General features: G+C 69.6%; 22 protein-coding genes and 1 pseudogene. 8 read left to right on the plus strand and 15 right to left on the minus strand.

The window, feature by feature from the left end; translation table 11 throughout:
* The first annotated feature begins 57 nt into the window (after positions 1-57).
* From AB5J55_RS06460 to AB5J55_RS06470, 3 genes are all read left to right on the plus strand, one after another.
* Complete coding sequence (locus tag AB5J55_RS06460) at positions 58-261, plus strand: hypothetical protein (RefSeq protein WP_369269741.1); 204 nt, start codon at positions 58-60, stop codon at positions 259-261.
* Positions 262-488: 227 nt separating this feature from the next.
* On the plus strand, positions 489-1,091 hold the full coding sequence (locus tag AB5J55_RS06465) for a hypothetical protein (RefSeq protein ID WP_369269742.1): 603 nt from the start codon (positions 489-491) through the stop codon (positions 1,089-1,091).
* Positions 1,092-1,555: 464 nt separating this feature from the next.
* Complete coding sequence (locus tag AB5J55_RS06470) at positions 1,556-1,762, plus strand: DUF5999 family protein (protein ID WP_030053671.1); 207 nt, start codon at positions 1,556-1,558, stop codon at positions 1,760-1,762.
* 135 nt (positions 1,763-1,897) lie between these two features.
* Here the strand turns inward: AB5J55_RS06470 and AB5J55_RS06475 are convergent, their stop codons facing one another.
* From AB5J55_RS06475 to AB5J55_RS06500, 6 genes are all read right to left on the minus strand, one after another.
* The gene (locus AB5J55_RS06475; protein ID WP_369269743.1) at positions 1,898-2,971 is read right to left on the minus strand and encodes an endo-1,4-beta-xylanase; all 1,074 of its coding nucleotides are present in this window, start codon (positions 2,969-2,971) and stop codon (positions 1,898-1,900) included.
* Between the two features lie 55 nt (positions 2,972-3,026).
* Positions 3,027-3,791, minus strand: a complete 765-nt coding sequence (locus AB5J55_RS06480; RefSeq protein ID WP_369276111.1) for a carbohydrate ABC transporter permease — start codon at positions 3,789-3,791, stop codon at positions 3,027-3,029.
* Between the two features lie 74 nt (positions 3,792-3,865).
* Positions 3,866-4,864, minus strand: coding sequence for a carbohydrate ABC transporter permease (locus AB5J55_RS06485; RefSeq protein WP_369269744.1), 999 nt, complete (start codon positions 4,862-4,864; stop codon positions 3,866-3,868).
* A gap of 6 nt (positions 4,865-4,870) precedes the next feature.
* A complete protein-coding gene (locus tag AB5J55_RS06490; protein ID WP_369269745.1) occupies positions 4,871-6,166 on the minus strand; it encodes an extracellular solute-binding protein in 1,296 nt (431 codons plus the stop codon).
* A 671-nt stretch (positions 6,167-6,837) separates the two neighbouring features.
* Complete coding sequence (gene lysA, locus AB5J55_RS06495) at positions 6,838-8,178, minus strand: diaminopimelate decarboxylase (RefSeq protein WP_369269746.1); 1,341 nt, start codon at positions 8,176-8,178, stop codon at positions 6,838-6,840.
* Positions 8,179-8,191: 13 nt separating this feature from the next.
* Positions 8,192-8,635 (minus strand): SAV_915 family protein, encoded by a 444-nt coding sequence (locus AB5J55_RS06500; protein WP_369269747.1) that lies wholly within the window; start codon positions 8,633-8,635, stop codon positions 8,192-8,194.
* 324 nt (positions 8,636-8,959) lie between these two features.
* On the opposite strand from AB5J55_RS06500, the gene AB5J55_RS06505 reads away from it, so the two are divergent.
* Positions 8,960-9,523 (plus strand): universal stress protein, encoded by a 564-nt coding sequence (locus AB5J55_RS06505; protein ID WP_369269748.1) that lies wholly within the window; start codon positions 8,960-8,962, stop codon positions 9,521-9,523.
* Positions 9,524-9,561: 38 nt separating this feature from the next.
* Here AB5J55_RS06505 and AB5J55_RS06510 read toward each other — a convergent pair whose 3' ends face one another.
* The 7 genes and pseudogenes from AB5J55_RS06510 to AB5J55_RS06540 all read right to left on the minus strand — a co-directional run.
* The gene (locus tag AB5J55_RS06510; RefSeq protein WP_369269749.1) at positions 9,562-12,105 is read right to left on the minus strand and encodes a DUF4118 domain-containing protein; all 2,544 of its coding nucleotides are present in this window, start codon (positions 12,103-12,105) and stop codon (positions 9,562-9,564) included.
* A gap of 2 nt (positions 12,106-12,107) precedes the next feature.
* Complete coding sequence (locus AB5J55_RS06515; RefSeq protein WP_369269750.1) at positions 12,108-12,791, minus strand: response regulator; 684 nt, start codon at positions 12,789-12,791, stop codon at positions 12,108-12,110.
* 133 nt (positions 12,792-12,924) lie between these two features.
* Complete coding sequence (locus AB5J55_RS06520) at positions 12,925-13,593, minus strand: potassium-transporting ATPase subunit C (protein WP_369269751.1); 669 nt, start codon at positions 13,591-13,593, stop codon at positions 12,925-12,927.
* Between the two features lie 5 nt (positions 13,594-13,598).
* Positions 13,599-15,731, minus strand: coding sequence for a potassium-transporting ATPase subunit KdpB (gene kdpB / locus AB5J55_RS06525; protein WP_369269752.1), 2,133 nt, complete (start codon positions 15,729-15,731; stop codon positions 13,599-13,601).
* Positions 15,731-17,392, minus strand: a complete 1,662-nt coding sequence (kdpA, locus tag AB5J55_RS06530; protein ID WP_369276112.1) for a potassium-transporting ATPase subunit KdpA — start codon at positions 17,390-17,392, stop codon at positions 15,731-15,733. Before kdpA ends, kdpB begins: the two co-directional genes overlap by 1 nt.
* A 32-nt stretch (positions 17,393-17,424) precedes the next feature.
* Positions 17,425-17,514 carry a K(+)-transporting ATPase subunit F gene (gene kdpF, locus AB5J55_RS06535; RefSeq protein WP_016434100.1) on the minus strand — a complete coding sequence of 30 codons (90 nt, stop codon included), beginning with the start codon at positions 17,512-17,514 and terminating at the stop codon, positions 17,425-17,427.
* Positions 17,515-17,756: 242 nt separating this feature from the next.
* Positions 17,757-18,147: pseudogene (locus AB5J55_RS06540) on the minus strand (amino acid permease); the annotation flags it as partial.
* A 697-nt stretch (positions 18,148-18,844) separates the two neighbouring features.
* Here AB5J55_RS06540 and AB5J55_RS06545 point away from each other — a divergent pair.
* Positions 18,845-20,800, plus strand: coding sequence for an APC family permease (locus AB5J55_RS06545; protein ID WP_369269753.1), 1,956 nt, complete (start codon positions 18,845-18,847; stop codon positions 20,798-20,800).
* A 102-nt stretch (positions 20,801-20,902) separates the two neighbouring features.
* Positions 20,903-21,424, plus strand: a complete 522-nt coding sequence (locus AB5J55_RS06550; RefSeq protein ID WP_369269754.1) for a hypothetical protein — start codon at positions 20,903-20,905, stop codon at positions 21,422-21,424.
* Here the strand turns inward: AB5J55_RS06550 and AB5J55_RS06555 are convergent.
* Positions 21,402-21,986, minus strand: a complete 585-nt coding sequence (locus tag AB5J55_RS06555) for a DUF1707 domain-containing protein (RefSeq protein WP_369269755.1) — start codon at positions 21,984-21,986, stop codon at positions 21,402-21,404. The genes AB5J55_RS06550 and AB5J55_RS06555 overlap by 23 nt on opposite strands.
* Before the next feature lie 108 nt (positions 21,987-22,094).
* On the opposite strand from AB5J55_RS06555, the gene AB5J55_RS06560 reads away from it, so the two are divergent.
* The gene (locus AB5J55_RS06560; RefSeq protein WP_369269756.1) at positions 22,095-22,490 is read left to right on the plus strand and encodes a molybdopterin-binding protein; all 396 of its coding nucleotides are present in this window, start codon (positions 22,095-22,097) and stop codon (positions 22,488-22,490) included.
* Between the two features lie 101 nt (positions 22,491-22,591).
* Complete coding sequence (locus AB5J55_RS06565; RefSeq protein WP_369269757.1) at positions 22,592-23,011, plus strand: molybdopterin-binding protein; 420 nt, start codon at positions 22,592-22,594, stop codon at positions 23,009-23,011.
* Between the two features lie 120 nt (positions 23,012-23,131).
* Here the strand turns inward: AB5J55_RS06565 and gcvP are convergent, their stop codons facing one another.
* Positions 23,132-26,017 (minus strand): aminomethyl-transferring glycine dehydrogenase, encoded by a 2,886-nt coding sequence (gcvP, locus tag AB5J55_RS06570; protein ID WP_369269758.1) that lies wholly within the window; start codon positions 26,015-26,017, stop codon positions 23,132-23,134.
* Between the last annotated feature and the right edge of the window lie 115 nt (positions 26,018-26,132).

The raw sequence follows: 26,132 nt of genomic DNA on the forward strand, positions 1-26,132 counted from the left end.
CAGCGGAAGCGATCGATAACGTCCCGCGGCGGCCCGGCGGCCGCTACTCTGTCCGACGTGACCGGCGGCACATTCACCGGGCATGCAGCACTATGCAGTTGCGGACGGCTCAAGGAAGTCGTGAAAAACGCCGACGAGAATTGGCCGACCGCACCCGGGGTATTTTTCGAGGTCATGGCCGTATGGCCGGTCGGCAATCGGGATGATTCCCGCAAATCGCCGACCGAATGGGCCCTTGCCGGGTGCACCGAAAGCGGCTAGATGAAACATCGTCTGAACACTCGTCGTATAAACTCCGCAATCAAGGCAGAGGGTTGGCGCCCACGGTCCCATGGACCTGCCGTCAGGTGACGTGCGGCAGGCCTCGCTCATCCCCCTCGCGCTCCCAGACCCCGGCCCCCGCCTCTCTGACCTCCGTGAGCAGACAGCGCCGTCCGCCCCCGCCACGCCCTCGCGCCACCGTGCCTGTCAATGAGAGGCGACCCACCATGCCGCTGCATGTTCCCCCGGCTCCCGCGCCCGCACTTCGCTCCGTCCTCACCGCACTCGGCTCGCCCACCGCGGTCCGCGAGGCCCGAACACCCTCCCTGCGCGCCGCCCAGGGCCCCGCCACGCCCGAACTCCCGCTGCCCGTGCACGTCGTGGACGAAATCACCCCGGCAGGCGTGACCGCGACCCGGCTGGCCGGCTGGCGCTTCCTGATCCGGTGCGGCGAACGAGCAGTGGCCGCGGCCGAGACCCGGCTGACCCCGGACGGCTGGACCTTCTCGCACTTCTTCGAGGGCCCGTACATCGCCTCCACCGAACGGGCGTTGCGCCAGGCCGAGACGATCGCACAGCCCTACCAGCCGCGGCTGCTGTCGTTCCCCGGCCTCTACATGCTCACCCTCTGGCTGCACGGCGACTGCACCGCGGACGCCGCCACCGGCCACCCGGCCGCCACGGACCTCCTGGTGCCGCTGGCCCCGGCCCCGCCCGGCATCGCGGCCGATCTGCCGCACCTGGTCGCCGAGCTGCTCCCGGTGCTGACCCACCGGGCGACTCAGGCTCCGCTGCCCCCTCTGCCTCCCCTGCTCGGCTCACCCGCCTGACAGCGCACCGCGCGAGCGCCCGCGTACCCCGCCGCCCCATTTCCGGGTTGCGGGGTACTCGGCTTTAAGACACGCGACACTCGGTCGCAATCGGCACTCGTACGAGCAGGAAAGCACTCGCCTGAGCGCACAATAGTCGAGCACGCGAGAAAAGCATCGCTCGCGCGAGCGACAATGCGCTCGAACGAGCCACTCTAGGCCCCGGCCCGTCCGGACTAGCCCCATCCGACCACGGCGAACCACCCGAAATGACAGTGGAGTTGGGATGAACCATCCGCGCGGGCGATGCGTCATCAACCTGTGAGAAAGCGGTGCTGCGAAATCCCTGCGGATTGACGCCCGTGGGGCAACACTGGGTTCCGACCGACTAATCACAACGGGGGGCGGCCATGAACGAAGCTTCACGCCGCGAAACAGACGCCACAGCCATCTCACACATCACGACAGAGCGAAAGATCCCATCCATGTGCCAGCACCAGCCACCGTGTCCCTCAGCCGACTCCGCCGACCGGGAATCCGCCCGTCTCGTGGCGCACCACCCGGAGCAGGGTTGGAGCCTGCTGTGCAACGGTGTCCTGCTCTTCGAGGACACCGGTGAGCTCCTGCCGGACGGCCAGATCATCGCCCCGCACCGTCCGCTGGGCACCGGCAAGGTGATGACCGCCGCGTAGCGCCTGCCGGCGGCATGCCGGAAAGGTCCTGCAGCACTACCGGGCGCAGCGATGACCGACGCCCGGCGTACTCCCAGGGGCCGGTCGCAGACCCTGACTGCGAGCCGGCCCCCACGTGTGTCCAGGGGTGGTCACTCAGCGTAGTTCGCCGTGCGCCGTGGCGACCTGCCTCAGCGCCTGCCGTATCGCGAAGTACGCCGGCTTCGGACGCAGTTCCTCGTCCCACGGCAGGGCGGCACCCTCGCCCTCGAAGAACGCCGGGATCCAGGAGTACTTGTCGGTGTAGTCCCAGACGGTGATGCCGACACAGCGGCGCACGGCCAGGCACGCCTCGGTCAGATCCCGGTACCACTCGGCCTGCTGGGCAAGCTTCTCCGCGGTCGCGGGCAGGATCATCCGGATGTCGACCTCGGTGAGCGCGGTGTCGAGCCCCAGCCCGGCGAAGCGCCGGAGGTTGTCCTCAAGCGTGGTCGGATAGCCGTACTGCAGGGCCAGGTGGGCCTGCAGGCCGATGCCGTCGAGCGGGACGCCCTGGGCTTTCAGTTCCTTCGCGAGACGGTAGTAGGCGTCGCTCTTCGGGCCGACCGCCTCGATGTTGTAGTCGTTGAGGTAGAGCTTGACCTTCGGGTCGGCCTGGCGGGCCCAGCGCAGGGCGTCGGCGATGTAGCCGGGGCCGAGCGTCTTGTAGAAGACCGTCTCGCGGTAGGTGCCGTCCTCGTTGAAGGCCTCGTTGACGACGTCCCAGGCGAACACCTTGCCCCGGTAGTGCCGCACCTCCTGCTGGATGTGGTTCTTCAGCACGGCCCTCAGCTCGTCCGCCGTCCACTCGCGGCCGGTCAGCCAGCCGGGCAGCTGGCTGTGCCAGACGAGGGTGTGGCCGCGCACCTTCTGGTGGTTGGCGCGGGCGAGGCGCACGATCTCGTCGCCCTTGGAGAAGTCGAACACGCCCTGCTGCGGCTCGGTGGCGTACCACTTCATGCCGTTGCCGGGCGTGATCTGGTCGAACTCGCTGCCGAGGAGCGCCTTGTACGGCTCATCGACGAGCTCGGGGTTGTCGGTCGCGCTTCCGAAGTAGCGGCCGTGGCGCTGGGCGAGGTCGGCGAGGGTGGGCGGCTTGCCGTGAGCCCGGGCTGCCGGGCCGCTCGCGACGCCCGCGGCGACCAGGACGGCGGCGAGGGCGCCTGCGAGTCTCAGACGGTTCTTGCGCATGGTGCGACTCCTCACGTAGCGGTGGTGTGTTGAGCCGTACGTCCGCCTGCGCGCGTCAACCCTTGGTCGCACCGGCGGTGAGGCCGCCGACGAGTTGGCGCTCGGCGACCGAGTAGAAGGCGAGGGCGGGGACCATGGCCAGCACCAGGTAGGCGAAGACACGGGCGTAGTCCGCCGAGTACTGGCCCTGGAACTGCTGGACGCCGATCGGGATGGTCCACCACGTGGAGTCGGTGAACACCAGCAGCGGCAGGAAGAAGTTGTTCCAGCTGGTGACGACGGCGAGGACCGAGACAGTGCCCAGCGCGGGCCGCGCCATCGGCAGCAGCACCCGCCAGAAGAAGCCGAAGGAACTGCACCCGTCGAGCGTGGCCGCCTCCTCCAACTCGCCGGGGATGTCCCGGAAGAAGCCGCGCAGGATGATGATGGTCATCGGCAGCCCGAAGGCGGCCTGCGGAAGGATCACGCCGAGCGGGTTGTCGAGCAGGCCCAGGGAGCGCAGGAGCAGGAACAGCGGGAGGGCCGCGACCGCGAAGGGGAACATCAGCCCCATCGTGAAGAGCGTGAACAGCGTCTCCCGGCCCCGGAAGGCGAACCGCGCGAAGGAGAAGGCCGAGAGCGCGGAGACCGCCACGACCAGGACGGTCGTCCCCACCGCGATCAGTGTGCTGTTGCCGATCAGCCGCCAGAAATCGCCCGAGCCGAGGATGCCCGTGTAGTTGGCGGCCACCCACGACTCCGGCAGCCCGACCGGGTTGCGGGAGAGCTCGTCGGTGGACTTGAAGCCGGACACGACGGCGTAGAGCAGTGGCACGACCATCACGGCACCGACCACCACGAGGATCACGTGCAGCGGCAGGCTCTTCCTGCCGGTCTTCCTGCCGGACGTGGCCGTCACTTGGCGCCTCCCCGCATGGTCGTGGTGGCCCCTTCGAGGTCGCGGCGGAGCACGAACCGCTGGTAGGCGAGGGCGAAGACGAGGCTGATGCCGAACATGACCACGCTGATCGCGCTGGCGTAGCCGACCTGATAGCGCTTGAACCCGTACTGGAACATGGTCACGGCCATCGTCTCGGAGTGGTGGTCGGGACCGCCCGCGGTGGTCACCCAGACCAGGTCGAAGAGCTGGATCGACCCGATGACGGACAGGAACACGCTGATGCGCAGGGTGGGCGCGAGGAGCGGCAGGGTGACGCTGCAAAAGCGCTGCCAGGCGTTCGCACCGTCGATCAGCGCGGCCTCGGTCAACTCGGCCGGGACGGACTGGAGTCCGGCCAGGTAGAGCATCATGTGGAAGCCGAAGTACTTCCACGTCATGACCAGGAACAGGGTGGCCATGACGGTGGACGGGTCGGCGAACCACTCGCCGCCGAGGCCGTCGAGGCCGATATGGCCCAGGACCTGGTCGGCGAAGCCGTCGCCGGGGGCGAAGATCATGCCGAACAGGACGCCGGTGATGGCCTCGGACAGGACGTACGGCCCGAAGAACAGCATCCGGTAGGCGGCCCGGCCGCGCAGCCTCTGGTTGAGCAGTACGGCCATGGCGAGCGCGAACGGCAGCTGGACGGCGAGCGACAGCACGACCAGGAGCAGGCAGCGCCACAGGTCGCCGAGGAAGACGGGGTCCTGGAAGAGCCGGGTGAAGTTGTCGGCGCCGATGTAGTCGGAGGGCATGCCGAAGCCGCCCCAGCGGAAGAACGCGGCGTACAGCGCGAACAGCATCGGCAGCAGCACCAGGACGAGGAACAGCACCAGCGCGGGCACCTGGAAGCCGACCGCGGTGAGCCAGTGCAGAGCTCGACGCCGGGCCCGTCCGCGAGCCGCGCCGGGGGACGGGGGCGCCGGATCGACGCCGGCGCCGGTGCGTTTGTCCGGCAGGAACGTGGAGGTCATCGCCGGCTACTGCTCTTCCTTCGCGGTCTGCGTGATCGACTCGGCAACCTGCTGCGGCGACTTGGACCCGGCGACGAGCGCGCCGACGCTGTCGTTGACCTCCTGGCCGACGGCGGGGGCATAGGCCTGGTCGAGATAGAGCTGGAAGCCGGTGGCGCCCTTCAACTGCGCCTGTACGGCCTTGATGTTGGGGTCGGTGATGGCGCTCTCGGCGGCCGGGACCACCGGCAGGGCGCCCGTCTTCTTGACGAGCTCCACGTCGGTCGCCTCGGAGGCGAAGAACTTCAGAAAGTCGACGGCGGCCTGCGGAGCCCCGCTGCGCAGGGCGTGCCCGCCGCCCCCGCCGAAGACCTCGGTGATCGCGCCCTCGCCCCCTTCGACCTCGGGGAACGGGAAGAACCCGAGGTCCTCGCCAAGACCCTTGCCGGCGTCCGCCTGCACGACCGGGGCCCACTGCCCCATGAGCTCCATCGCCGCCTTGCCGTTGCCGACCGCGGCGGCCTGACCGGTGGGAGTGGAGTACGCGGCGCCGAGGAAGCCCTTCTGGAACGGCTGGAGGTCGACGAGTTCCTGGAGGTGCTGACCGGCCTGGACGAAGGCGTCGCCGGTGAAGTCCTTGTCCTCGTACGCCTTCTGCAGGGCGGAGGCACCCGCGGTGCGCATCGAGAGGTACGCCCAGTAGTACATGCCGGGCCACTTCTCCTTGCCGGCGAGGGCGAGCGGGGTGATGCTCTTGGCCTTCAACTTCCGTACGGCGTCGAGGAATCCGCTCCAGGTCGTCGGCGGCTCGCTGACGCCCGCGTCCTTGAAGAGGGCCTTGTTGTACCAGAAGCCGATCATGCCGATGTCGAACGGGATGCCGTAGATCCTCTCGTCGAGGAGGTACGGCTCCTTCGCGACCGGCAGCAGGCCGTCGGCGAAGTCCTTGGTGCGGTCGGTGAGGTCCTCGACGAGCCCGGCGTCGACCTGCTGCTTCAGGACGCCGCCGCCCCAGGTGTGGAAGATGTCGGGCAGTTTCCCGGAGGCGGTCAGGGCCGTCATCTTCGACTTGTAGGCGTCGTTCTCCAACTGGACGATCTTTACCTTCACCTTGGGGTTCTGGGCCTCGAACTTCTTGGCCAGCGCCGCCCAGACGCCCTTCGTCGGCTCGGTGGTGGAGATGTTCCACCACTCGATGGTGGTCGCGCCGTCCGACGACCCTCCGTCCGAGTCGCCGCCGCAACCGCTCAGTGCCGTCATGCCCACACCGGCCGCGGCCGAGGCCGCCAGGAAGCCTCGGCGGGACAGTCCCGGGTCGCCCATGATGCGCTCCTTGGGTACGGGACGGCTCGCCCATGGGCCGTCCGTCGGATCCGCCTGGATCGAAAGTTTCGGAATAGATCCAGAAAGCTGCGTTGCTGCCGCACCCTAGAGACAGCTGCCGAACGGTGGCAACCCTTTGAACGTGGTGAATTGGCCGCCGACTGCCTCAGCTTGGTGACCGAAACATTCGACCTTGACGGCGATCCATACGCGGCGGATTGAACCCAGGATGCCCGCGTCGGCATAAGGCCGACTCGGGCGCAGTGGGGGGGTGACACCCCGATTCGTTGCAGCAGCCCCGCCGCCAGCGGGCCCAGGGACAGGGCCGGCGGGAAGTTGAGGGGCGCCACCGCGAACGCCGCGCGGCCGAGGATCGCCGTTGGGGCGACCAGCGCGTACGAGTGGGGACGGGGGAACCCCGGAGCGGGGCTCGGTTCCCTCGTCCTGCCCGCCGACCGCCTCGGTCACGGTGCCGTTGTGGGCGCTCGGCGCGAGGTTGCCGATGGCGAGGAGCAGGCCCAAGAGGAGCCGACCACCGCGGGCAGCGTCCAGCTCCGGCGGAGGGAACCGACCATGCGGCCGTAGGCGCTGATGAAGGCGGACACCTCCGGGCGAGGGCCGGGCCGGTTGCTCGCCCGGAGGTGGATCGGGGAAGTGCGGGGATGCGGCGGCTACAGACCCACGTCGCGGCTGCGGATGTCCTCCAGCGACTCGCGGCGGATCAGGAGCCTGGCCCGGCCGTCGTCCACCGCGACCACCGGCGGGCGGCCGACCATGTTGTAGCCGGATGCCATGGACAGGTGGTAGGCGCCTGCCGCCGGGACGGCGAGCACGTCGCCGGGACGGATGTCGTCGGGGAGTTCGACGTCGGCGGCGAGGATGTCGCCCGCCTCGCAGTGGCGGCCCACCACGGTCACCGGGGTCGGGGCCGCGGTGCTGTGCCGGCCCACCAGACGGGGCGCGTAGGAGACTCCGTACAGCGCGGGCCGGGGGTTGTCGCTCATGCCGCCGTCCACCGCGACGTAGGTGTGCGCTCCCGTGCGCTTGACGGAGAGGACGTGGTAGAGCGCGACTCCGGCCGGGCCCGCGATGGCCCGCCCCGGCTCGATGATGAGGCGGGGCACGGTGATTCCGGCCGCCGCGCACGCCCCGGCCAGCTCGGTGCGCACCCTGCGGGCCAAGGTGGTGAGGTCCAGGGCGGGTTCGCCCGGTCGGTAGGCGATGCCGTGGCCGCCGCCCAGGTCGAGTTCGCGCAGGACCAGGCCGTGCTGCTCGTACAGCCGGGCCATGAGGCCGACCATGCGGCGTACGGCGGCCAGATAGGGCTTGACGCTGGTGATCTGGGAGCCCAAGTGGCAGTGCAGGCCGGTCAGTTCGAGCTGCGGCTGGTCCAGTATCCGGGCGATGGCGTGCTGGGCGTAGCCGTCCCTGATGGACAGGCCGAACTTCTGGTCCCCGGTGCCGGTGCGGATCTTCTCGTGGCCCCCGGCGCTGATGCCGGGCACCACGCGGACCATCACCTTCTGGTGACCGTCGGGCCCGACCGCCGCGGCCAGCCGGGCGATCTCGGAGGGGCTGTCGATGACGATCCGGCCGACGCCGAGACGCAGGGCGGTCTGCAGGTCGCGCGGGGACTTGGCGTTGCCGTGCAGCACGATCTTCTCCGGCGGGAAGCCGGTGGTGACCGCGAGCTCCAGCTCGCCGGCCGAGCAGACATCCAGGCCCAGGCCCTCCTCGTCCACCCAGTGGATCATCGCCCGGCACAGGAACGCCTTGGCGGCGTAGAGGACTTCGGCCTCGGGAAAAGCGTGCTGGTAGGTGCGGCAGCGCTCGCGGACCTCGTCCTCGTCGATGACGTAGACGGGCGTACCGAAGCGGTCGGCGACCTCGGCGAGCGGCACACCGCCGACGGTGATCTCGCCCTCGCGGGGCTCGACGGCCGAGGCCGGCCACACCGAGAGGGCGTGGGCGGCGGTCGCGGTGGTGACGGCGGGCTCGTGAATGGTGGTCATCGTGCGTTCCCCCTCAGCCGATCCACATGCTCAACGCGGAGATGAGCGCGGGGGCGCCGGTCACTCGCAGGGCTCCTACGGCCTGGGGGGCCCAGGCGCCTTCACGGAATCGGGGACCGGAGTGCTCGGCGCTCTCCCGCGTGGACGGCGCGGGACGGGCGGTCGCGGTCGGGGCGGGGGCGCAGAACTGGGGGTCCACCGTGACGGTCGTGACGCCGAGCGGCGCCGTCAGGGAGCGCAGGGCGGGCTCGGCAAGCCGGATCCAGGGCTGGTCGGGGCCGAGCGTCGCGGTCAGTTTCCGCTGGGAGGTGAACCCTACGGCCGTGCGGTCACCGATGGGTGTGCGGAAGAGGCGGGCCGCGCAGGCGGCCTGTCCCGGCCGGACCGGAACGTACAGAGGGCCGGCCGGGGACCGATCAGAAGGCTCCGGGTCTTCGTCGTACCGGATGTCTGCCATGGGTGCCTCCGGATGGAACCGAGGTGGATCGGGTGGTTGCTGATGCCCCGGACGCGGGGAGGCGGACCGGGGCTCGCAACTGACGCTATGCCCGGTGACCCCGGGTTCCGGACGGCTCATGACGGGATGCTGACGGCGATCGGCCGGACACTGACGTGATGCTGACACCGGCCCGCGCAGCGTGGGAGGACGCCGTCAGAAGTGCGCCAAGAAGTGCCGTCGGGGCTGGCTGTGGGAGTGCGGCGGGCGTGTGATGGAAGGGGCCCGTGGTGGGCTTCCCGCGGGAGCAGTTCGCGGGCACGCGCAAAGAGGAACGGTGGAGTCATGTCTGGTGGCGGCGGCCCTGCGGCACCACGGGCCGTGGTGGGCGTGAGCGGATCCCCGGGGAGCCTCACCGCCCTGTCCCGGGCCGCCGACGAGGCGCGACGGCGCGGCGCCGAGCTGTGGCCGGTGCTCGCCTGGCAGCCGCCGGGCGGGGACCTCGCCGCGCGGCGGGGTCCGGCGACGAGCCTGCTGGCCGGCGAGTGGCAGCGCCTGGCGCGTGAGCGGCTCGTCGGCGTCCTGAAGGACGTGTTCGGCGAGGCCGGCCCCGGCGTGTGGAGGTACGCCCTGGTCGCCCAGGGCAGCCCGGGGCCGGCCCTGGTGGAGATCGCCGACCGCGCGGACGACGTCCTGGTGGTCGGCGCGGGCCGCCGCAGCCACCTGCACCGCGCCTGCCACCGCTCCGTGAGCCGCTACTGCCTGGCCCACGCCGCCTGCCCGGTCCTCGCGGTGCCGCCCTCCCCGCTGGAGTCCGAGCTCGCGGCCGTGCGCCGGCGCAACGCCTGGCGGCTGCGGTTGCACACCGGGCACCTGGCCGAGAAGACGGGGCCCCAGCAAGGGGCGTGACCCGGGCCGGCACCGTGCAGGGTGTCGTGGCGGCGCCGCTACGACACCACCACTGCCGGCAGCTCCGGATCCTCCGGCCGCCGTCCCTGGGCCATCGGCAGGCTCAGCACCATGGTCAGGCCGCCCCCGGGCGTGTCCTCGGCCGTGATCGTGCCGCCCATCGCCTCGGCGAACCCGCGGGCGACCGCGAGGCCGAGTCCCACGCCCGCGCCGCGCGGGGCGTCGCCGTAACGCTGGAAGGGCTCGAAGATGCGTTCCTTGGCCTCGTCCGGGACGCCCCGGCCGCGGTCGATCACGCGCACCTCGACCCGGTCACGGATGGCGCTCGCGGAAACCAGCACGGGCTTGTCCTGCGGGCCGTACTTGACTGCGTTCTCGACGACGTTGGCGACGGCGCGCTCCAGCAGGCCCTTGTCGACGCTGACCATGGGCAGCGTCTCCGGAATGTCGAGCCCCACGCTGCCGTCCGGCACCCCGCCGAGCGCCATCGGCACCACCTCGTCGAGGTCGATCTCCCGGATCAGCGGAACGACCGTGCCGGTCTGCAGGCGCGACATGTCCAGCAGATTGCCGACGAGGAGGTCGAGCCGGTCGGCGCCCTCTTCGATCGCCTGGAGCAGTTCGGCCTCGTCCTCCTCGGACCAGGCCACGTCGTCGGACCGCAGTGAGGAGACCGACGCCTTGATGCCGGCGAGCGGCGTCCGCAGGTCGTGGCTGACGGCGGCCAGCAGGGCCGTACGGATGCGGTTGCCCTCGGCCAGTTCCTTGGCCTTGTCGGCCTCGTGCCGCAGGCGCCGGCGGTCGAGGACCACAGCCGACTGCGCGGCGAAGGCGGCGAGCACCCGGCGGTCCTCGGCGGGCAGCACCCGGCCGGTCAGCGCGAGCGCCAGGTGGTCGCCGGCCGGCACGTCCACGTCCGCGTCGTCGGGGTCCTGGCAGGGCCGGGAACCCACACTGCCCGCGCAGGTCCAGGGATCGACGTCACTCTCCCGTTCCAGCAGCGCCACCGACTCCATGCCGAACGTCTCGCGCACGCGCTCCAGCAGCGCTTCCAGGCTGGTCTCACCACGCAGCACGTTCCCGGCGAGGAAGGAGAGGATCTCCGACTCGGCGCGCAGGCGGTTCGCCTGGTGGGTGCGGCGGGCCGCCAGGTCCACCACCGAGGCCACCGCGACCGCCACCCCTACGAAGATCGCGATGGCGACGATGTTCTTCGGGTCGGCGATGGTCAGCGTGTGGACGGGCGGGGTGAAGAACCAGTTGAGCAGCAGCGAACCGACCACAGCGGAGGCCAGCGCCGGCAGCAGGCCGCCGAGCAGCGCCGACACCACCGTCAGCGACAGGTACAGCAGCATGTCGTTGGCGAGGCCGACTTCGGGGGCGACATGCGTCAGCAGCACGGTGAGGAGGGCCGGGCCGAGCACGCCGACGAGCCAGCCCCAGATGATCCGCGAACGGCCGAGCCGCGCACTGCGGGGCAGCGGCAGCCCGCGCCCCTTGCCCGCCTCGTCGTGCGTGATCAGGTGGACGTCGAGGTCGGGGCCCGAGTCGCGGGCGACCGTGGCACCGACGCCGGGTCCGAAGACGTACTGCCAGCTCTTGCGCCGGGAGACGCCCAGCACTATCTGGGTGGCGTTCACTCCGCGCGCGAAGTCCAGCAGGGCGGCGGGGACGTCGTCGCCCACGACGTGGTGGAAGGTGCCGCCGAGGTCCTCGACCAGCCCTCGTTGTACGGCGAGTTCCTTCGGCGACGAGGACGTCAGCCCGTCGCTGCGGGCGATGTACACGGCCAGCACCTCACCGCCGGCGCCCTTCTCCGCCAGCCGGGCGGCCCGGCGGATCAGCGTCCGGCCCTCGGGACCGCCGGTGAGCCCGACGACGATCCGCTCGCGCGAACCCCAGATCGTCGAGACCTCGTGCTCGCTGCGGTAGGCGTTGAGGTATTCGTCCACCCGGTCCGCCACCCAGAGCAGGGCCAGCTCGCGCAGGGCGGTCAGGTTGCCGGGACGGAAGTAGTTGGACAGGGCCGCGTCGACCTTTTCCGGCGTGTAGATGTTGCCGTGCGCCATCCGCCGCCGCAGCGCCTGCGGCGACATGTCGACCAGCTCCACCTGGTCCGCCCGGCGTACGACCTCGTCGGGGACGGTCTCCTGCTGCCGCACACCGGTGATCGACTCGACGACGTCTCCCAACGACTCCAGATGCTGGATGTTGACGGTCGATATCACGTCGATGCCGGCGGCGAGCAGCTCCTCCACGTCCTGCCAGCGCTTGGCGTTGCGCGAGCCCGGGATGTTGGTGTGGGCGAGCTCGTCGACCAGCGCCACCTCGGGCCTGCGGGCCAGGACGGCGTCCATGTCCATCTCCGTGAAGGAGGCGTCCCGGTACTGGAGATCCTTTCGCCGGATCTGCTCCAGACCGTGCAGCATCACCTCGGTGCGCGGCCGGCCGTGGTGCTCCACGAACGCGACCACGCAGTCGGTGCCGCGTTCCACCCGCCGGTGCGCCTCGGACAGCATCGCGTACGTCTTGCCGACACCCGGTGCCGCACCGAGATAGATCCGAAGCTTGCCGCGTGCCATGTTCACCCTTCGAAGCGGTAACCCATGCCGGGTTCGGTGATGAGAAAGCGGGGGTGCGACGGGTCCGTCTCCAACTTGCGCCGCAATTGCGCCATGTAGACCCGCAGGTAGTTGGTCTTGCTGCTCTGGGAGACCCCCCAGACCTCCTGGAGCAGATGCTTCTGTGTGACGAGGCGGCCGGGGTTGGTGACCAGGATCTCCAGCAGGTGCCACTCCGTCGGTGTGAGCCGGACGTCACGACCGGCGCGCGCGACCTTCTTGGCGAGCAGGTCGATGGTGAACTCGCCCGTCTCCACAAACGCCGTCTCAGGGCCGAGCGGGCTCTCCTCCGTGCGGCGGACGGCGGCCCGCAGCCGGGCCATCAGCTCGTCCATGCTGAAGGGCTTGGTGACGTAGTCGTCCGCGCCCGCGTCCAGCGCGGCGACCTTCTCCCCGGAGGCCTGCCGGGCCGACAGCACGAGGATCGGCACCCGGGTCCAGCCGCGCAGGGCCTTGACGACATCGACGCCGTCCATGTCGGGCAGCCCCAGGTCCAGCAGGACCACGTCGGGCTGGCGGGCCGCCGCCAGCCGCAGGGCTGTGGCCCCGTCGGGCGCCGGGTCCACCCCGAACCGGCGTGCCTGCATGTTGATCACCAGCGCCCGCACCAGCTGCGGGTCGTCCTCCACCACCAACACCCTGGTCATGGGTGCACGCCTTTCCTGTCTGACGGTCGGCCATGATCTCCGGCAGCGCCGCGACCGGCTTCATGGCGGCGGGAGCCGGCGGAACCGGGAGGTTTCCCAGGCCACCGACTCCCGCTCGGGTCGCGTAACGCCATCAGCCCTTGGCCACGAGTTCCTTGAGCGCGATGTTGAGTTCGAGGACGTTCACACGGGGCTCTCCCATGAAGCCGAGCGTGCGGCCCTCCGTGTTGTCGTCGACCAGCTTCTGCACCTGGCCGGTCGACAGCCCGTTCTTCTCGGCGACCCGGTGGACCTGGAGGTCGGCGTACGCCGGGGAGATGTTCGGGTCCAGGCCGGAGCCCGAGGACGTCACCGCGTCGGCGGGGACCTCGGACGGCTTGACCTTGTGGTCGGCGGTCGAGTTGTCCCTGACGACGGCGGCCTTGGCGTCCTTCACCCACTGGATCAGCTCTCCGTTGTCGCCGGACCGGTTGGTCGCGCCGGACAGGATGAGCTTGTACTGGGTGTTGACGCTGTTGGTGCCGAGCCCGTTCTGCGGGCGGCCCTGGAACCATTTCAGATCGGGCTCCGGGGTCTCCTGGCCCTCCTTCAGCGGCAGGTTGTACGCCTGGCCGATCAGCGAGGAGCCGACGACCTTGCCGTCCGCCTTGATCTCGGAGCCGTTCGCCTTGTTGTTGAACAGCGCCTGGGCCACACCCGTGACGACCAGCGTATAGATGACACCCGTCACCAGGGTCAGCACGAGGAGGGCACGCAGGCCCGCCCCGAGCAACCTGGCGGTGTTCGATACGGAGTTGTTCATGGCGGTCAGCCGATCCCGGGGATGAGGGAGATGAGGAGGTCGATGATCTTGATGCCGATGAAGGGCGCGATCAGGCCGCCGAGACCGTAGACGGTCAGGTTGCGGCGCAGCATCCTGTCGGCGCTGACCGGCCGGTACTGCACGCCCTTCAGGGACAGCGGCACCAGCGCGATGATGATCAGCGCGTTGAAGATGACCGCGGACAGGATCGCGGAGTCCGGCGAGGACAGGCCCATGACGTTGAGCTTGTCCAGACCCGGGTAGACGGCCGCGAACAGCGCCGGGATGATCGCGAAGTACTTCGCGACGTCGTTGGCGATGGAGAACGTGGTCAACGCGCCCCGGGTGATCAGCAGTTGCTTGCCGATCTCGACGATCTCGATGAGCTTGGTCGGATTGGAGTCGAGGTCGACCATGTTGCCGGCCTCCTTGGCGGCCGACGTACCGGTGTTCATCGCCACGCCGACGTCCGCCTGAGCGAGCGCCGGGGCGTCGTTCGTACCGTCACCGGTCATCGCGACCAGCTTGCCGCCCGCCTGCTCCCGTTTGATCAGCGCCATCTTGTCCTCGGGAGTCGCCTCCGCGAGGAAGTCGTCGACGCCCGCCTCGTCGGCGATCGCCTTGGCGGTCAGCGGGTTGTCACCCGTGATCATGACGGTCTTGATGCCCATGCGACGCAGTTCCTCGAACCGCTCCCGCATGCCGTTCTTGACGACGTCCTTGAGGTGGATGACGCCGAGGATCCGAGCGCCGTCCGCATCCTCCACGGCGACCAGCAGCGGGGTGCCACCGGCCTCGGAGATGCGGTTGGCGATCGTGTCCGCGTCGTCGGCGATCGTGCCGCCCTGGTCCCGCACCCAGGCGATGACCGAACCGGCGGCGCCCTTGCGGATCTTGCGCCCGTCGACGTCGACGCCGGACATGCGGGTCTGCGCGGTGAACGCGATCCACTCGGCACCGGACAACTCGCCCTGGTGACGCTCGCGCAGGCGGTACTTCTCCTTCGCCAGTACGACGATGGAGCGGCCCTCGGGCGTCTCGTCGGCCAGCGACGACAGCTGGGCTGCGTCGGCGACCTCGGCGTCTGTCGTCCCGGTGACCGGCACGAACTCGGAGGCCTGTCGGTTGCCGAGCGTGATGGTGCCGGTCTTGTCGATCAGCAGCGTGGAGACGTCACCCGCGGCCTCGACCGCGCGACCCGACATCGCCAGCACGTTGCGCTGCACCAGGCGGTCCATGCCCGCGATGCCGATCGCGGAGAGCAGGGCGCCGATGGTGGTCGGGATCAGACAGACCAGCAGGGCGACCAGCACCACCATCGTCAGGTCCGTGCCCGCGTAGTCCGCCAGGGGCGGCAGGGTGGCACAGGCCAGCAGGAAGACGATCGTCAGCGAGGCGAGCAGGATGTTCAGCGCGATCTCGTTCGGCGTCTTCTGCCGGGCCGCGCCCTCGACCAGGTTGATCATCCGGTCGATGAAGGTCTCGCCGGGCTTCGTCGTGATCTTGATGACGATGCGGTCGGAGAGGACCTTCGTGCCGCCGGTGACCGCGGAACGGTCGCCGCCGGACTCACGGATGACCGGGGCCGACTCACCGGTGATCGCCGATTCGTCGACGGACGCGACGCCCTCGATGACGTCTCCGTCACCCGGGATGATGTCGCCGGCCTCGCAGACGACCAGGTCGCCGATCCTCAACTCGGTGCCCGCCACGCGCTCTTCGACAGACCCGCTGAGCCGGCGCGCCACCGTGTCCGTCTTGGCCTTGCGCAACGTGTCGGCCTGCGCCTTGCCGCGGCCCTCGGCGACGGCCTCAGCGAGGTTGGCGAAGACCACCGTCAGCCACAGCCAGGCGCTGATCGTCCAGCCGAACCAGTCGCCCGGGTCCTTGAAGGAGAAGACGGTGGTCAGGATGGAGCCGATCCACACCACGAACATCACGGGGGACTTGACCATCACCCGCGGGTCGAGCTTGCGGAACGCCTCCGGCAGCGACTTGAGAAGCTGCTTCGGATCGAAGAGGCCCGCGCCGACACGGCCCTCGGGGGACTTGTGCCCGGTGGGTACGTCGCTGTGCGGCGCCCGGGTCGCAGTGGCTGTGGACATCGAGTCCTCTTGCTTCTCTGTGCGGGTGGTCATCACGCCAGCCCCTCGGCCAGCGGTCCCAGCGCGAGGGCCGGGAAGTACGTCAGACCGGTGATGATGATGATCGTGCCGACGAGCAGACCCGCGTACAGGGGCTTGTCGGTGCGCAGCGTGCCCGCGGTGGCGGGTACCGGCTTCTGCTCGGCGAGCGAGCCGGCCAGCGCCAGCACGAACACCATGGGCAGGAAGCGGCCGAACAGCATGCACAGACCGAGGGTGCTGTTGAACCACTGCGTGTCCGCGTTCAGACCGGCGAAGGCCGAGCCGTTGTTGTTGGAGGCGGACGTGTAGGCGTAGAGGATCTCGGAGAATCCGTGCGCCCCGCTGTTGGTCATGGAGTTCGCCGGGGTCGGCAGCGCCATCGCGAAGGCGGTGAACACGAGGACCAGGGCCGGCGTGATCAGGATGTAGCAGGCGGACAGCTTGATCTCGCGGGAGCCGATCTTCTTGCCCAGGTACTCGGGCGTACGGCCGACCATCAGACCGGCGATGAACACCGCGATGATCGCCATGATCAGCATGCCGTAGAGGCCGGAGCCGGTACCACCGGGCGCGATCTCGCCCAGCATCATGCCGAGCATGGTGATGCCGCCGCCGAGGCCGGTGAAGGAGGAGTGGAAGGAGTCCACCGCGCCGGTCGAGGTGAGGGTGGTAGCCACAGCGAAGATCGACGAGCCACCGACGCCGAAGCGGAGCTCCTTGCCCTCGTACGCCCCGCCCGCGAGGTCGAACGCCGGGCCGTGGTGGGCGAACTCGGTCCACATCATCAGGGCCGTGAAGCCGAGCCAGATGGTGCCCATCGTGGCGAGGATCGCGTAGCCCTGCTTGACCGAACCGACCATGACGCCGAACGTGCGGGTCAGCGCGAACGGAATGACGAGGATCAGGAAGATCTCGAAGAGGTTGGAGAACGGGGTGGGGTTCTCGAACGGGTGGGCGCTGTTGGCGTTGAAGTAACCGCCACCGTTGGTGCCCAGCTCCTTGATGGCCTCCTGCGAGGCCACCGCGCCGCCGTTCCACTGCTGCTGGCCGCCCATGAACTGGCCGACCTCGTGGATACCGGAGAAGTTCTGGATGGCACCGCACGCGACGAGGACGATCGCACCGATCGTGGCGATCGGCACCAGGATGCGGACTGTGCCGCGGACCAGGTCCGACCAGAAGTTGCCCAGCTCACCGGTGCGCGAGCGCGAGAACCCGCGTACCAGCGCCACGGCGACGGCGATACCGACGGCCGCGGAGACGAAGTTCTGCACGGCCAGACCGGCGGTCTGCACGACGTGGCCCATGGCCTGCTCGCCGTAGTACGACTGCCAGTTGGTGTTGGCCACGAAGGACACGGCGGTGTTGAACGCCTGGTCCGGGTCGATCGAGGCGAAGCCCAGCGAACCGGGCAGCACGCCCTGCATCCGCTGGAGCAGGTAGAGGAACAGGACGCCGACGGCGGAGAAGGCGAGGACACCGCGCAGGTACGCGGTCCAGCGCATCTCGGTGTCGGGGTTGGCACCGATGCCCTTGTAGATCCACTTCTCGACACTCCAGTGCTTGTCGGAGGAGTAGACCTTGGCCATGTAGTTGCCCAGCGGCTTGTAGACGAGCGCCAGTGCTGCGATCAGGGCGAGCAGCTGGAGTACGCCTGCGAGTACGGGACCCATGTCGCCCGCTGCGGTAGCAGCTGATATCACGGTCAGAACCTCTCCGGGAAGATCAGGGCGAGGACGAGATAGCCCAGCAGGGCGACGGCCACGACGAGGCCGACGATGTTCTCGGCTGTCACAGCTTGGTCACCCCCTTGGCGACGAGAGCCACCAGTGCGAAGCACGCGATCGTGGTGACGACGAAGGCCAGATCGGCCATCGTGGACTCCTGGAGTGAGGTTCGATTGGACAGGGACGGTTAGAGGAAACAGCCTTCGTGGCCGGAACCGAGCGCCGTTGACGGCTCCCTTACGGCCCACTGCGCGCCTTTGACGGAACTCATACGGCGAGACGATCACCGCAGGTCGCAGAGGCGCCGAAGTCACAACAAGCGGAACCGCAACCGGCAGATCACCGCGTCCGTCTCCTTGCGCACGGCATGCGCGACGACCGCGCCCCGCTCGTTCTGGAGGAGCCGTTGCCACAGCCGCTCCGGTTCGGTCTCCGGGATCAGGACGGTCACCCGGGTGGCCGGCTCCGAGGCCAATGACGTCACGGACGTAGACGGCGATGGGGCGGCCCAGGGAGCGCCGCTGGCTGGTGAGCCGGACCAGGGGGACACCGGGGTCCCCCTCGGCTCAGGAGAGCTCCAGGGCGTGCAGCGCGGCCCGGTTCTCGGGCTCGGGGTGGCAGACGGTGACCGCCCGGACCTCGTCGCCCAGGGACGCGGCCGCGGTGAGGGCCTCACAGGTGAGCCGGGAGAGCGAGGAGACCGCCGACAGCGGCACCGGCCGACACCGACGCCCTGACCGCCCTCGGCCCCGACGCGGCGTGGATCTCGGCCAGTTGGGGCGGACCGCTGGGCCTGGCTTCCTCAGGGCACGACTGGGCGGCGGTGAAACGCAAGGGGCGGATCCTGGCCGTCGCCTGCACGTACTTCCGGGGCAGCCGGTACGAGGATGTCGGGGTCTTCACGGCGCCGGACCATCGCCGCCATCGCCTCGGGAGCCGGCCTGCGTCAACGCGCTGAGCGCGGACATCGTCGCGCGCGGCCGGCTGCCCAGCGGGAACTGCTCGGTGCTCAACCGCGGCAGCCGCCTCCTCGCGTGGACCGGCGGTTTCCGCCCGGTACGCGAGTACGTCCACTTCGCGGTGGGCAGCCCGCGGTGTCCCGGGACCGGCGCAACGCGTGAACGTGACACGCCCACCGACCACCACGGCCGACGATGACGCTGGGTGTCCACCCTCGCCCTGTCGTCGCTCGCCCCCGTACAGCCCAACTCCTGACGGACCCGTTCCAGAGCTCACATCCTGATGTGCACCCAACGCCGACCAGGCCAGTCTTAACGGAAGCTTGACGCCCATGCCCCCTTGATCCGTGGGCCCGTACGTCACTCTCCGCATACGCTGGTGCGGCCGTCCGCGTGATGGCCGAAATCCCACGCCGTCCCGCATCTCAGGAGCACGCCGATGGCCTCGACCGAGCACCTTCCCTCCAGTCGCTTGCGCGCCTGGATGCTGGAGGGCCTGGCCGACATGGGCAAGGGCCACGGCAGCCAGGAACAGCGGACCCAGTCCAAGCTGGAGCACCAGGGTCAGCCCTGGTACCGCGTCATGTGCCTCACCGGCGTCGACTACTTCTCCACCCTCGGCTACCAGCCCGGCATCGCGGCCCTCGCGGCCGGCCTGCTGTCGCCCATCGCCACCATCGTGCTCGTCATCGTCACTCTCGCGGGCGCCCTGCCCGTCTACCGGCGCGTGGCCGAGGAAAGCCCCCACGGCCAGGGCTCGATCGCCATGCTGGAGCGGCTGCTGACCTTCTGGAAGGGGAAGCTGTTCGTCCTGACCCTGCTGGGCTTCGCGGCCACGGACTTCCTGATCACCATCACGCTGTCGGCCGCCGACGCCTCGACCCACCTGGTCGAGAACCCGCACCTGGAAAGCGCCCTGCACGACAAGCAGCTGCTGATCACCCTGATCCTCGTGGCACTGCTCGGCGCGGTGTTCCTCAAGGGCTTCCTGGAAGCGATCGGCGTCGCGGTCGCCCTGGTGGGCATCTATCTCGCGCTCAACGCCGTCGTCGTGGTCTCGGGCCTGTACCACGTGATCACCGAGGGACACGTGGTCACCGACTGGTCCAACGCCCTCACCGCGGAACACGGCAACGTCTTCGTCATGATCGGCGTGGCCCTGATCGTCTTCCCCAAGCTCGCGCTCGGCCTCTCCGGCTTTGAGACCGGCGTCGCCGTGATGCCCCACGTCAAGGGCGACCCGGGCGAGACCGAGGAGAACCCCAAGGGGCGGATCAGGGACACGAAGAAGCTGCTCACCACCGCCGCCCTGATCATGAGCTGCTTCCTCATCGCGACGAGCTTCATCACCACCTTGCTGATCCCGGAGAAGGAGTTCGAGGCGGGCGGCGAGGCCAACGGCCGTGCGCTCGCGTTCCTCGCCCACGAGTACCTCGGCAACGCCTTCGGCACGGTCTACGACGTCTCGACGATCGCCATCCTGTGGTTCGCCGGCGCCTCCGCCATGGCCGGGCTGCTCAACCTGATGCCGCGCTATCTGCCCCGCTACGGCATGGCCCCGCACTGGGCGCGCGCGGTGCGCCCGATGGTCATCGTCTTCACGCTGGTCGCCTTCCTCGTCACCTGGATCTTCGACGCCGACGTCGACGCCCAGGGCGGCGCGTACGCCACCGGCGTGCTGGTGCTGATCAGCTCCGCCGCGATCGCCGTGACCATCGCGGCCCGCAAGGCCGGTCAGCGCAACTGGACCATCGGCTTCGCGGTCATCTCCGCCGTGTTCCTGTACACGACCGTCGTGAACGTCATCGAGCGCCCGGACGGTGTGAAGATCGGCGCCTGCTTCATCGCCGGCATCATCCTCGTCTCCCTGCTCTCGCGGCTGATGCGCGCCTTCGAGCTGCGCGTGACCAGCGTGACGCTGGACGGCATGGCGGAACGTTTCGTCCGGGACATGGCCAGCCGCAAGATCCGGTTCATCGCCAATGAACCCGACCGGCGCGACAAGGCCGAGTACCGCGACAAGATCGAGCAGATCCGCAACGACAACGACGTCCCCGTCCAGGAGGACTTCGTGTTCGTCGAGGTGACGGTCACCGACCCGTCCGAGTTCGAGGCGGGCGTGACCGTGCGCGGCGAGGTCCTGCACAACCGCTACCGGGTCCTCACCCTGGAGTCCTCCTCCATCCCCAACGCCCTGGCCGCGCTGCTCCTCCACGTCCGCGACACGACGGGCTGCATCCCGCACATCTACTTCGAGTGGACCGAGGGCACTCCCTTCGCCAACTTCCTGCGCTTCTTCCTCTTCGGCCAGGGCGAGGTCGCCCCGGTCACCCGCGAGGTGCTGCGCGAGGCGGAGCCCGACCGTGACCGCCGCCCCCGGGTGCACACCGGCTGAAACGGCCGCGGGCATCAGGATCGCGTCAAGGTTGCACCGTAAGGCGTCAGAGCACCGGCAGCGGCGGTCTTTCCTCCGCCCCGGAGCCCTACCGTCTGCACTGTGCAGGGAAGCGGACCTCGCCCGGTGCCGACCGGCGACCGCCACTGGCGTGGCAGCGCCCGGTTCGCCGTGGGCTGCGCCCTGGCCTTCCTCGGCATGACCCTGCTGGTCGATTTGGACGGGGAGACGCTGACACCGCCACGAGCCCTGCTGTGGCTGGCCCTCACCGCCCTGCTCTTCACGATCCTGCTCCCCCAGCGGGTGACCGCGGGCCCGGGCTGGCTGGCGGTGCGTGGCCTCGTACGAGGGCAGTCGGTGCGTACGGACGCGCTGGTGGCCGTACGACAGCACGGCCGTGTCTCCGCTCTGCTGACCCTGCGCGACACGGACGGCTGCCGCCTGGATCTGGACCCGCGGATCCTCGTCGCCAACCCGCTTCTCTGGCACGAGTTGGACACCGGGGTGCGCCGCTCGCTCGAACGCGGGACGCTCCTCGAAGGCACGGACGTGGTCGAGCGGTTGGGCCACCAGATCGACGACGCCACGGCGCAGGCGGTACTCAGGGCGTCGGGGATGTTCTGAACAACGTGCGCCGCGGAGGACGTACCGCTATCCGGCCGTACTGCATCCGCCCGGCGATCTCGACCCGCAGGACCACCGGCGCACCGGCATCACCGGCCGGACGGGTCCTCACCTTGGCGTACTCGATCGCCAGGGAGTCGGTGTCCACCACCACGCCGGGCCGCGTGACCAGCCTCAGTGTGCCGCCGCGCATGTCCAGGTCGATCCGCAGGCTCCCGTCGGCTATCACCGCCTGCGTGAAGTCGAGGGTCACATCGCCCCAGGACGACTCGATCTCCATCCGCCGGGGCACCACCCAGGCCCCGCCCCGCACGGCCGAACCGCCCTGTTGCTCGATCCGGACGACGTCCTTGACCTCGACACCCCCCGGCGCCGCAGGCAGATCCACCGTCAGCTCGGCCAACTCACCCACCGTGCGGGCGGAGAGAGCAGCGGTCACCCGCTCGTCCAGCTCCTCCACGGTCAGCCGGCCGTCCCCCGCCGCGACGTTCAGCACGTCCACCGCACGGTCCCGGTCCGCGTCCGAGGCCCGCAGCCCCGTGCGCGACAGCTCAGCCGCCATGCCCTCACCCCGTTCGAACCCGACCGACACCACTAACGCTATATCGCGTTATACCCAACGGCCAACCCCCCGCCTCGAGTTCCACGCCCGACCCCTATCGTGACCGGCATGCAGTCCTACACGATCGGCCAGGCGGCGCGGCTGCTCGGCGTGAGCCCCGACACCGCGCGCCGCTGGGCGGACGCCGGCCGCGTCGCGACCCACCGCGACGACACCGGACGGCGACTCATCGACGGCAAGGACCTCGCCGCGTTCTCCGTCGAACTCGCCAGGTCCGGCAGTGACGAGGAGGAGACCTCCTACACCTCCGCCCGCAACGCCTTCCCCGGCATCGTCACCGCGATCAAACTCGGCGACGTGGCGGCCCAGGTGGAGATCCAGGCCGGCCCGCACCGACTGGTCTCCCTCCTGACCCGCGAGGCGGTCGAGGAACTGGGCCTGGAGGTCGGCATGGAGGCCACCGCCCGCGTGAAGTCGACGAACGTCCACATCGACCGCACGTAACCGGACAGTCGACGTCGTTACGGTAGGGGCCGGAGTCCGCAAACCCTCACAAATCCCCACTCACTCCCCTCCCGCTCCCACCGTCTGCGAGGCGTCCCTCCATGAGCCTGAGCATCCGCAACCAACTTCCCGGCACGATCACCGCCATCACCCCCGGTGAGGTCATGGCCACCGTCAAGGTCCACCTCGACGCCGGTCAGGACCTCACCGCGGCGATCACCCTGGACGCCGTCGAGGACCTCGGCCTGGCCGAGGGAACGAGCGTGACCGCCCTCGTGAAGGCAACGGAGATCTCCCTCTCCACCACACCGATCAGCGGCCTGTCCATCCGCAACCAACTCCCCGGCACGATCACCGGCATCGCCACCGGCGGCGCGATGGCCTCGGTGAAGATCGCCGTGCAGGGCGGGGTGCTGACGGCGGCCATCACCAGGGACGCCACCAACGACCTTGCCCTGGCGCCCGGGATGCCCGTCGTCGCGCTCGTCAAGGCGACGGAGGTGGCACTGACGACGGCGTGACGCAGGAAGGCTCCGGCCTCGACGTGACGTACGAGGGCTGCACGCACCGACCTGACGCACGAGGGCTCCGCCCGACCGAACACGGCCGGAGCGGAGCCCTCGAACACCTACGCCGGTGCGTCAGCCCTCGTACGCATCCATCGGCGGGCAGGAGCACACCAGGTTCCGGTCACCGAAGGCCTGGTCGATCCGGCGCACCGGCGGCCAGTACTTGTCGGCGGCCGACACCCCGGCCGGGAACACGGCCTCCTCACGGCTGTACGCGTGCTCCCACTCACCGCCCAGCGCACCGGCGGTGTGCGGAGCGTTGCGCAGCGGGTTGTCGTCCGCGGGCCACTCACCCGACCCGACCTTCTCGATCTCCGCACGAATGGCGATCATCGTCTCGCAGAACCGGTCGAGTTCGTTCAGGTCCTCGGACTCGGTCGGCTCGATCATCAGCGTTCCGGCCACCGGGAACGACATCGTCGGCGCGTGGAAGCCGTAGTCGATGAGCCGCTTGGCCACGTCGTCGACGCTCACCCCGGTCGCCTTGGTCAGCGGCCGCAGATCGATGATGCACTCGTGCGCGACGAGCCCGCCCGGCCCGGTGTAGAGCACCGGGTAGTGCGGCTCCAGCCGCTTGGCGATGTAGTTGGCGGACAGCACCGCCACCTGCGTGGCCCGCTTGAGCCCCTCGCCGCCCATGAGCCGTACGTACGACCACGAGATCGGCAGGATCCCGGCGGAACCCCAGGGCGCGGCCGAGATCGGGCCGACGCCCGTCTCCGGCCCGGCCGCGGGCTGCAGCGGGTGGTTCGGCAGATACGGCGCCAGGTGCGCACGCACACCGACAGGGCCGACGCCCGGACCGCCACCGCCGTGCGGAATGCAGAAGGTCTTGTGCAGATTCAGATGCGAGACGTCACCGCCGAAGTGGCCCGGCTTGGCAAGCCCCACGAGGGCGTTGAGGTTGGCGCCGTCGACGTACACCTGCCCGCCGGCCTCGTGCACCTGAGCGCAGATGTCGGCGACGTGCTCCTCGAACACCCCGTGCGTCGACGGGTACGTGATCATCAGCACCGACAGCTCGTCCCGGTGCTTCTCGATCTTCCCCCGCAGATCCTCGACGTCGATCTCACCGTCGTCGGCGGTCTTCACGACGACGACCTTCATGCCGGCCATGACGGCGCTGGCCGCGTTGGTCCCATGGGCGGACGACGGAATCAGACAGACGGTCCGCTGCTCGTCCCCGTTGGCCCGGTGGTACCCGCGTACGGCGAGCAGCCCGGCCAGCTCACCCTGCGACCCGGCGTTGGGCTGCAGCGACACCTTGTCGTAGCCGGTGACCTCGGCGAGACGTTCCTCCAGCTCACGAATGAGCGTCAGATAGCCCTGCGCCTGCTCGGCGGGCGCGAAGGGGTGCAGCTGCCCGAACTCCGGCCAGGTGACCGGCTCCATCTCGGTCGTCGCGTTGAGCTTCATGGTGCAGGAGCCCAGCGGGATCATGCCGCGGTCGAGCGCGTAGTCGCGGTCGGCGAGCCTGCGCAGGTAGCGCAGCATCGCGGTCTCGGAACGGTGCTGCCGGAAGACGGGGTGCGTCAGGACCTCGTCGCTGCGCAGCAGCCCGCCCGGAAGGGCGTCCTCGGCTCCCTCGTCCAGCGCCTCGACGTCACCCTCGACCCCGAACGCCGTCCATACGGCACCCAGTTGGGCCCGCGTGGTGGTCTCGTCGCAGGCGAGAGACACGTGGTCGGCGTCGACGAGGCGCAGGTTGACGCCGTTCTGCCGGGCGGCGGCGACAACTTCGGCGGCCTTCGCAGGCACCCGCACGGTCAGCGTGTCGAAGTAGGAACCGTGCACGACCTCGACCCCACCGGCCGTGAGACCCGCGGCGAGGATGGCGGCGTACCGGTGAGTGCGCCGGGCGATACCGCGCAGCCCCTCGGGGCCGTGGTACACGGCGTACATACCGGCCATCACGGCGAGCAGCACCTGAGCCGTGCAGATGTTGCTGGTCGCCTTCTCCCGGCGAATGTGCTGCTCACGCGTCTGCAGAGCCAGCCGGTACGCCCTGTTCCCATCGACGTCCACGGACACGCCCACGAGCCGCCCGGGCAGGCTGCGCGCGAACTTCTCGTGTACGGCCATGTAGCCGGCGTGCGGCCCGCCGAAGCCCATCGGCACACCGAACCGCTGCGTCGTCCCGACCGCGATGTCCGCCCCGAGCTCACCGGGGGACTTCAGCAGCGTGAGCGCGAGCAGATCGGCGGCAACGGTGACGAGGGCGCCGAGCCCATGGGCCTGCTCGATGACGGGCTTGATGTCCCGTACGACGCCGGAGGCGCCCGGGTACTGCACCAGCACGCCGTTGATCTCGCGCCCGGCGATCCCTGCCGGAATGCCGTCGCTGAGGTCGGCGACCACGACCTCCACTCCGGTGGGCTCGGCACGGGTCTCGATCACGGCGATGGTCTGCGGAAGCACATCCGCGTCGACCAGGAACAGCCCCTTCTTGTTCTTGCCCATCCGCAGCGACAGGGCCATGGCCTCGGCCGCCGCGGTCCCCTCGTCGAGCAGCGAGGCACCGGAGGTCGGCAGCCCGGTGAGGTCGGCGACCATGGTCTGGAAGTTCAGCAGCGCCTCGAGCCGACCCTGCGAAATCTCGGGCTGATACGGCGTGTAGGCCGTGTACCAAGCCGGGTTCTCCATGACGTTGCGCAGGATGACCGGCGGCGTGAAGGTCCCGTAGTACCCGAGCCCGATCATCGAGTCCAGCACCTGGTTGCGATCGGCGAGCGACCGCAGCTCGGCGAGCACCTCGGCCTCGGTACGCGCCCCCGGCAGTTCGAGGGAGTCGGCGTTCTTGATCACATCCGGCACCGCGGCGGCGGTGAGCTCGTCGAGCGAGCCGTACCCGACCTGGGCGAGCATCTTGGCCCGAGCCTCATGATCAGGACCGATATGACGCTGCTCGAAGGGAATACCTTGCTCGAGCTCGGAGAGCGGAATGCGATGGGCGGTCATTGCGGAGGCCTCCTGGTCTGACACGACCTTCGAGGGGCACCACGGCGCGGGTACCCGGACGGCCTCCCCCTCTGTCATCTCAACCTGAGAGCTTCACCGGGTCACCACAAGGTGC

It is taken from the genome of Streptomyces sp. R11 (assembly GCF_041051905.1).
GTDB lineage: Bacteria > Actinomycetota > Actinomycetes > Streptomycetales > Streptomycetaceae > Streptomyces.

Bases quoted from the DNA above. Each gene is read 5' to 3' on its own strand.
- AB5J55_RS06515 (WP_369269750.1), bottom strand. From the start codon at position 12,791: ATGACCAGGGTGTTGGTGGTGGAGGACGACCCGCAGCTGGTGCGGGCG.
- AB5J55_RS06480 (WP_369276111.1), bottom strand. From the start codon at position 3,791: ATGGTCGTGCCACTGCTCTACGCCGTCGTGTCCGGCTTCAAGTCCACC.
- AB5J55_RS06505 (WP_369269748.1), top strand. From the start codon at position 8,960: ATGTCTGGTGGCGGCGGCCCTGCGGCACCACGGGCCGTGGTGGGCGTG.
- AB5J55_RS06500 (WP_369269747.1), bottom strand. From the start codon at position 8,635: ATGGCAGACATCCGGTACGACGAAGACCCGGAGCCTTCTGATCGGTCC.
- kdpA (WP_369276112.1), bottom strand. From the start codon at position 17,392: ATGGGTCCCGTACTCGCAGGCGTACTCCAGCTGCTCGCCCTGATCGCA.
- AB5J55_RS06475 (WP_369269743.1), bottom strand. From the start codon at position 2,971: ATGCGCAAGAACCGTCTGAGACTCGCAGGCGCCCTCGCCGCCGTCCTG.
- AB5J55_RS06520 (WP_369269751.1), bottom strand. From the start codon at position 13,593: ATGAACAACTCCGTATCGAACACCGCCAGGTTGCTCGGGGCGGGCCTG.
- AB5J55_RS06490 (WP_369269745.1), bottom strand. From the start codon at position 6,166: ATGGGCGACCCGGGACTGTCCCGCCGAGGCTTCCTGGCGGCCTCGGCC.
- AB5J55_RS06565 (WP_369269757.1), top strand. From the start codon at position 22,592: ATGAGCCTGAGCATCCGCAACCAACTTCCCGGCACGATCACCGCCATC.
- AB5J55_RS06465 (WP_369269742.1), top strand. From the start codon at position 489: ATGCCGCTGCATGTTCCCCCGGCTCCCGCGCCCGCACTTCGCTCCGTC.
- lysA (WP_369269746.1), bottom strand. From the start codon at position 8,178: ATGACCACCATTCACGAGCCCGCCGTCACCACCGCGACCGCCGCCCAC.
- AB5J55_RS06555 (WP_369269755.1), bottom strand. From the start codon at position 21,986: ATGGCGGCTGAGCTGTCGCGCACGGGGCTGCGGGCCTCGGACGCGGAC.
- kdpB (WP_369269752.1), bottom strand. From the start codon at position 15,731: ATGACCACCCGCACAGAGAAGCAAGAGGACTCGATGTCCACAGCCACT.
- AB5J55_RS06485 (WP_369269744.1), bottom strand. From the start codon at position 4,864: ATGACCTCCACGTTCCTGCCGGACAAACGCACCGGCGCCGGCGTCGAT.
- AB5J55_RS06545 (WP_369269753.1), top strand. From the start codon at position 18,845: ATGGCCTCGACCGAGCACCTTCCCTCCAGTCGCTTGCGCGCCTGGATG.
- AB5J55_RS06470 (WP_030053671.1), top strand. From the start codon at position 1,556: ATGTGCCAGCACCAGCCACCGTGTCCCTCAGCCGACTCCGCCGACCGG.
- AB5J55_RS06560 (WP_369269756.1), top strand. From the start codon at position 22,095: ATGCAGTCCTACACGATCGGCCAGGCGGCGCGGCTGCTCGGCGTGAGC.
- AB5J55_RS06510 (WP_369269749.1), bottom strand. From the start codon at position 12,105: ATGGCACGCGGCAAGCTTCGGATCTATCTCGGTGCGGCACCGGGTGTC.
- gcvP (WP_369269758.1), bottom strand. From the start codon at position 26,017: ATGACCGCCCATCGCATTCCGCTCTCCGAGCTCGAGCAAGGTATTCCC.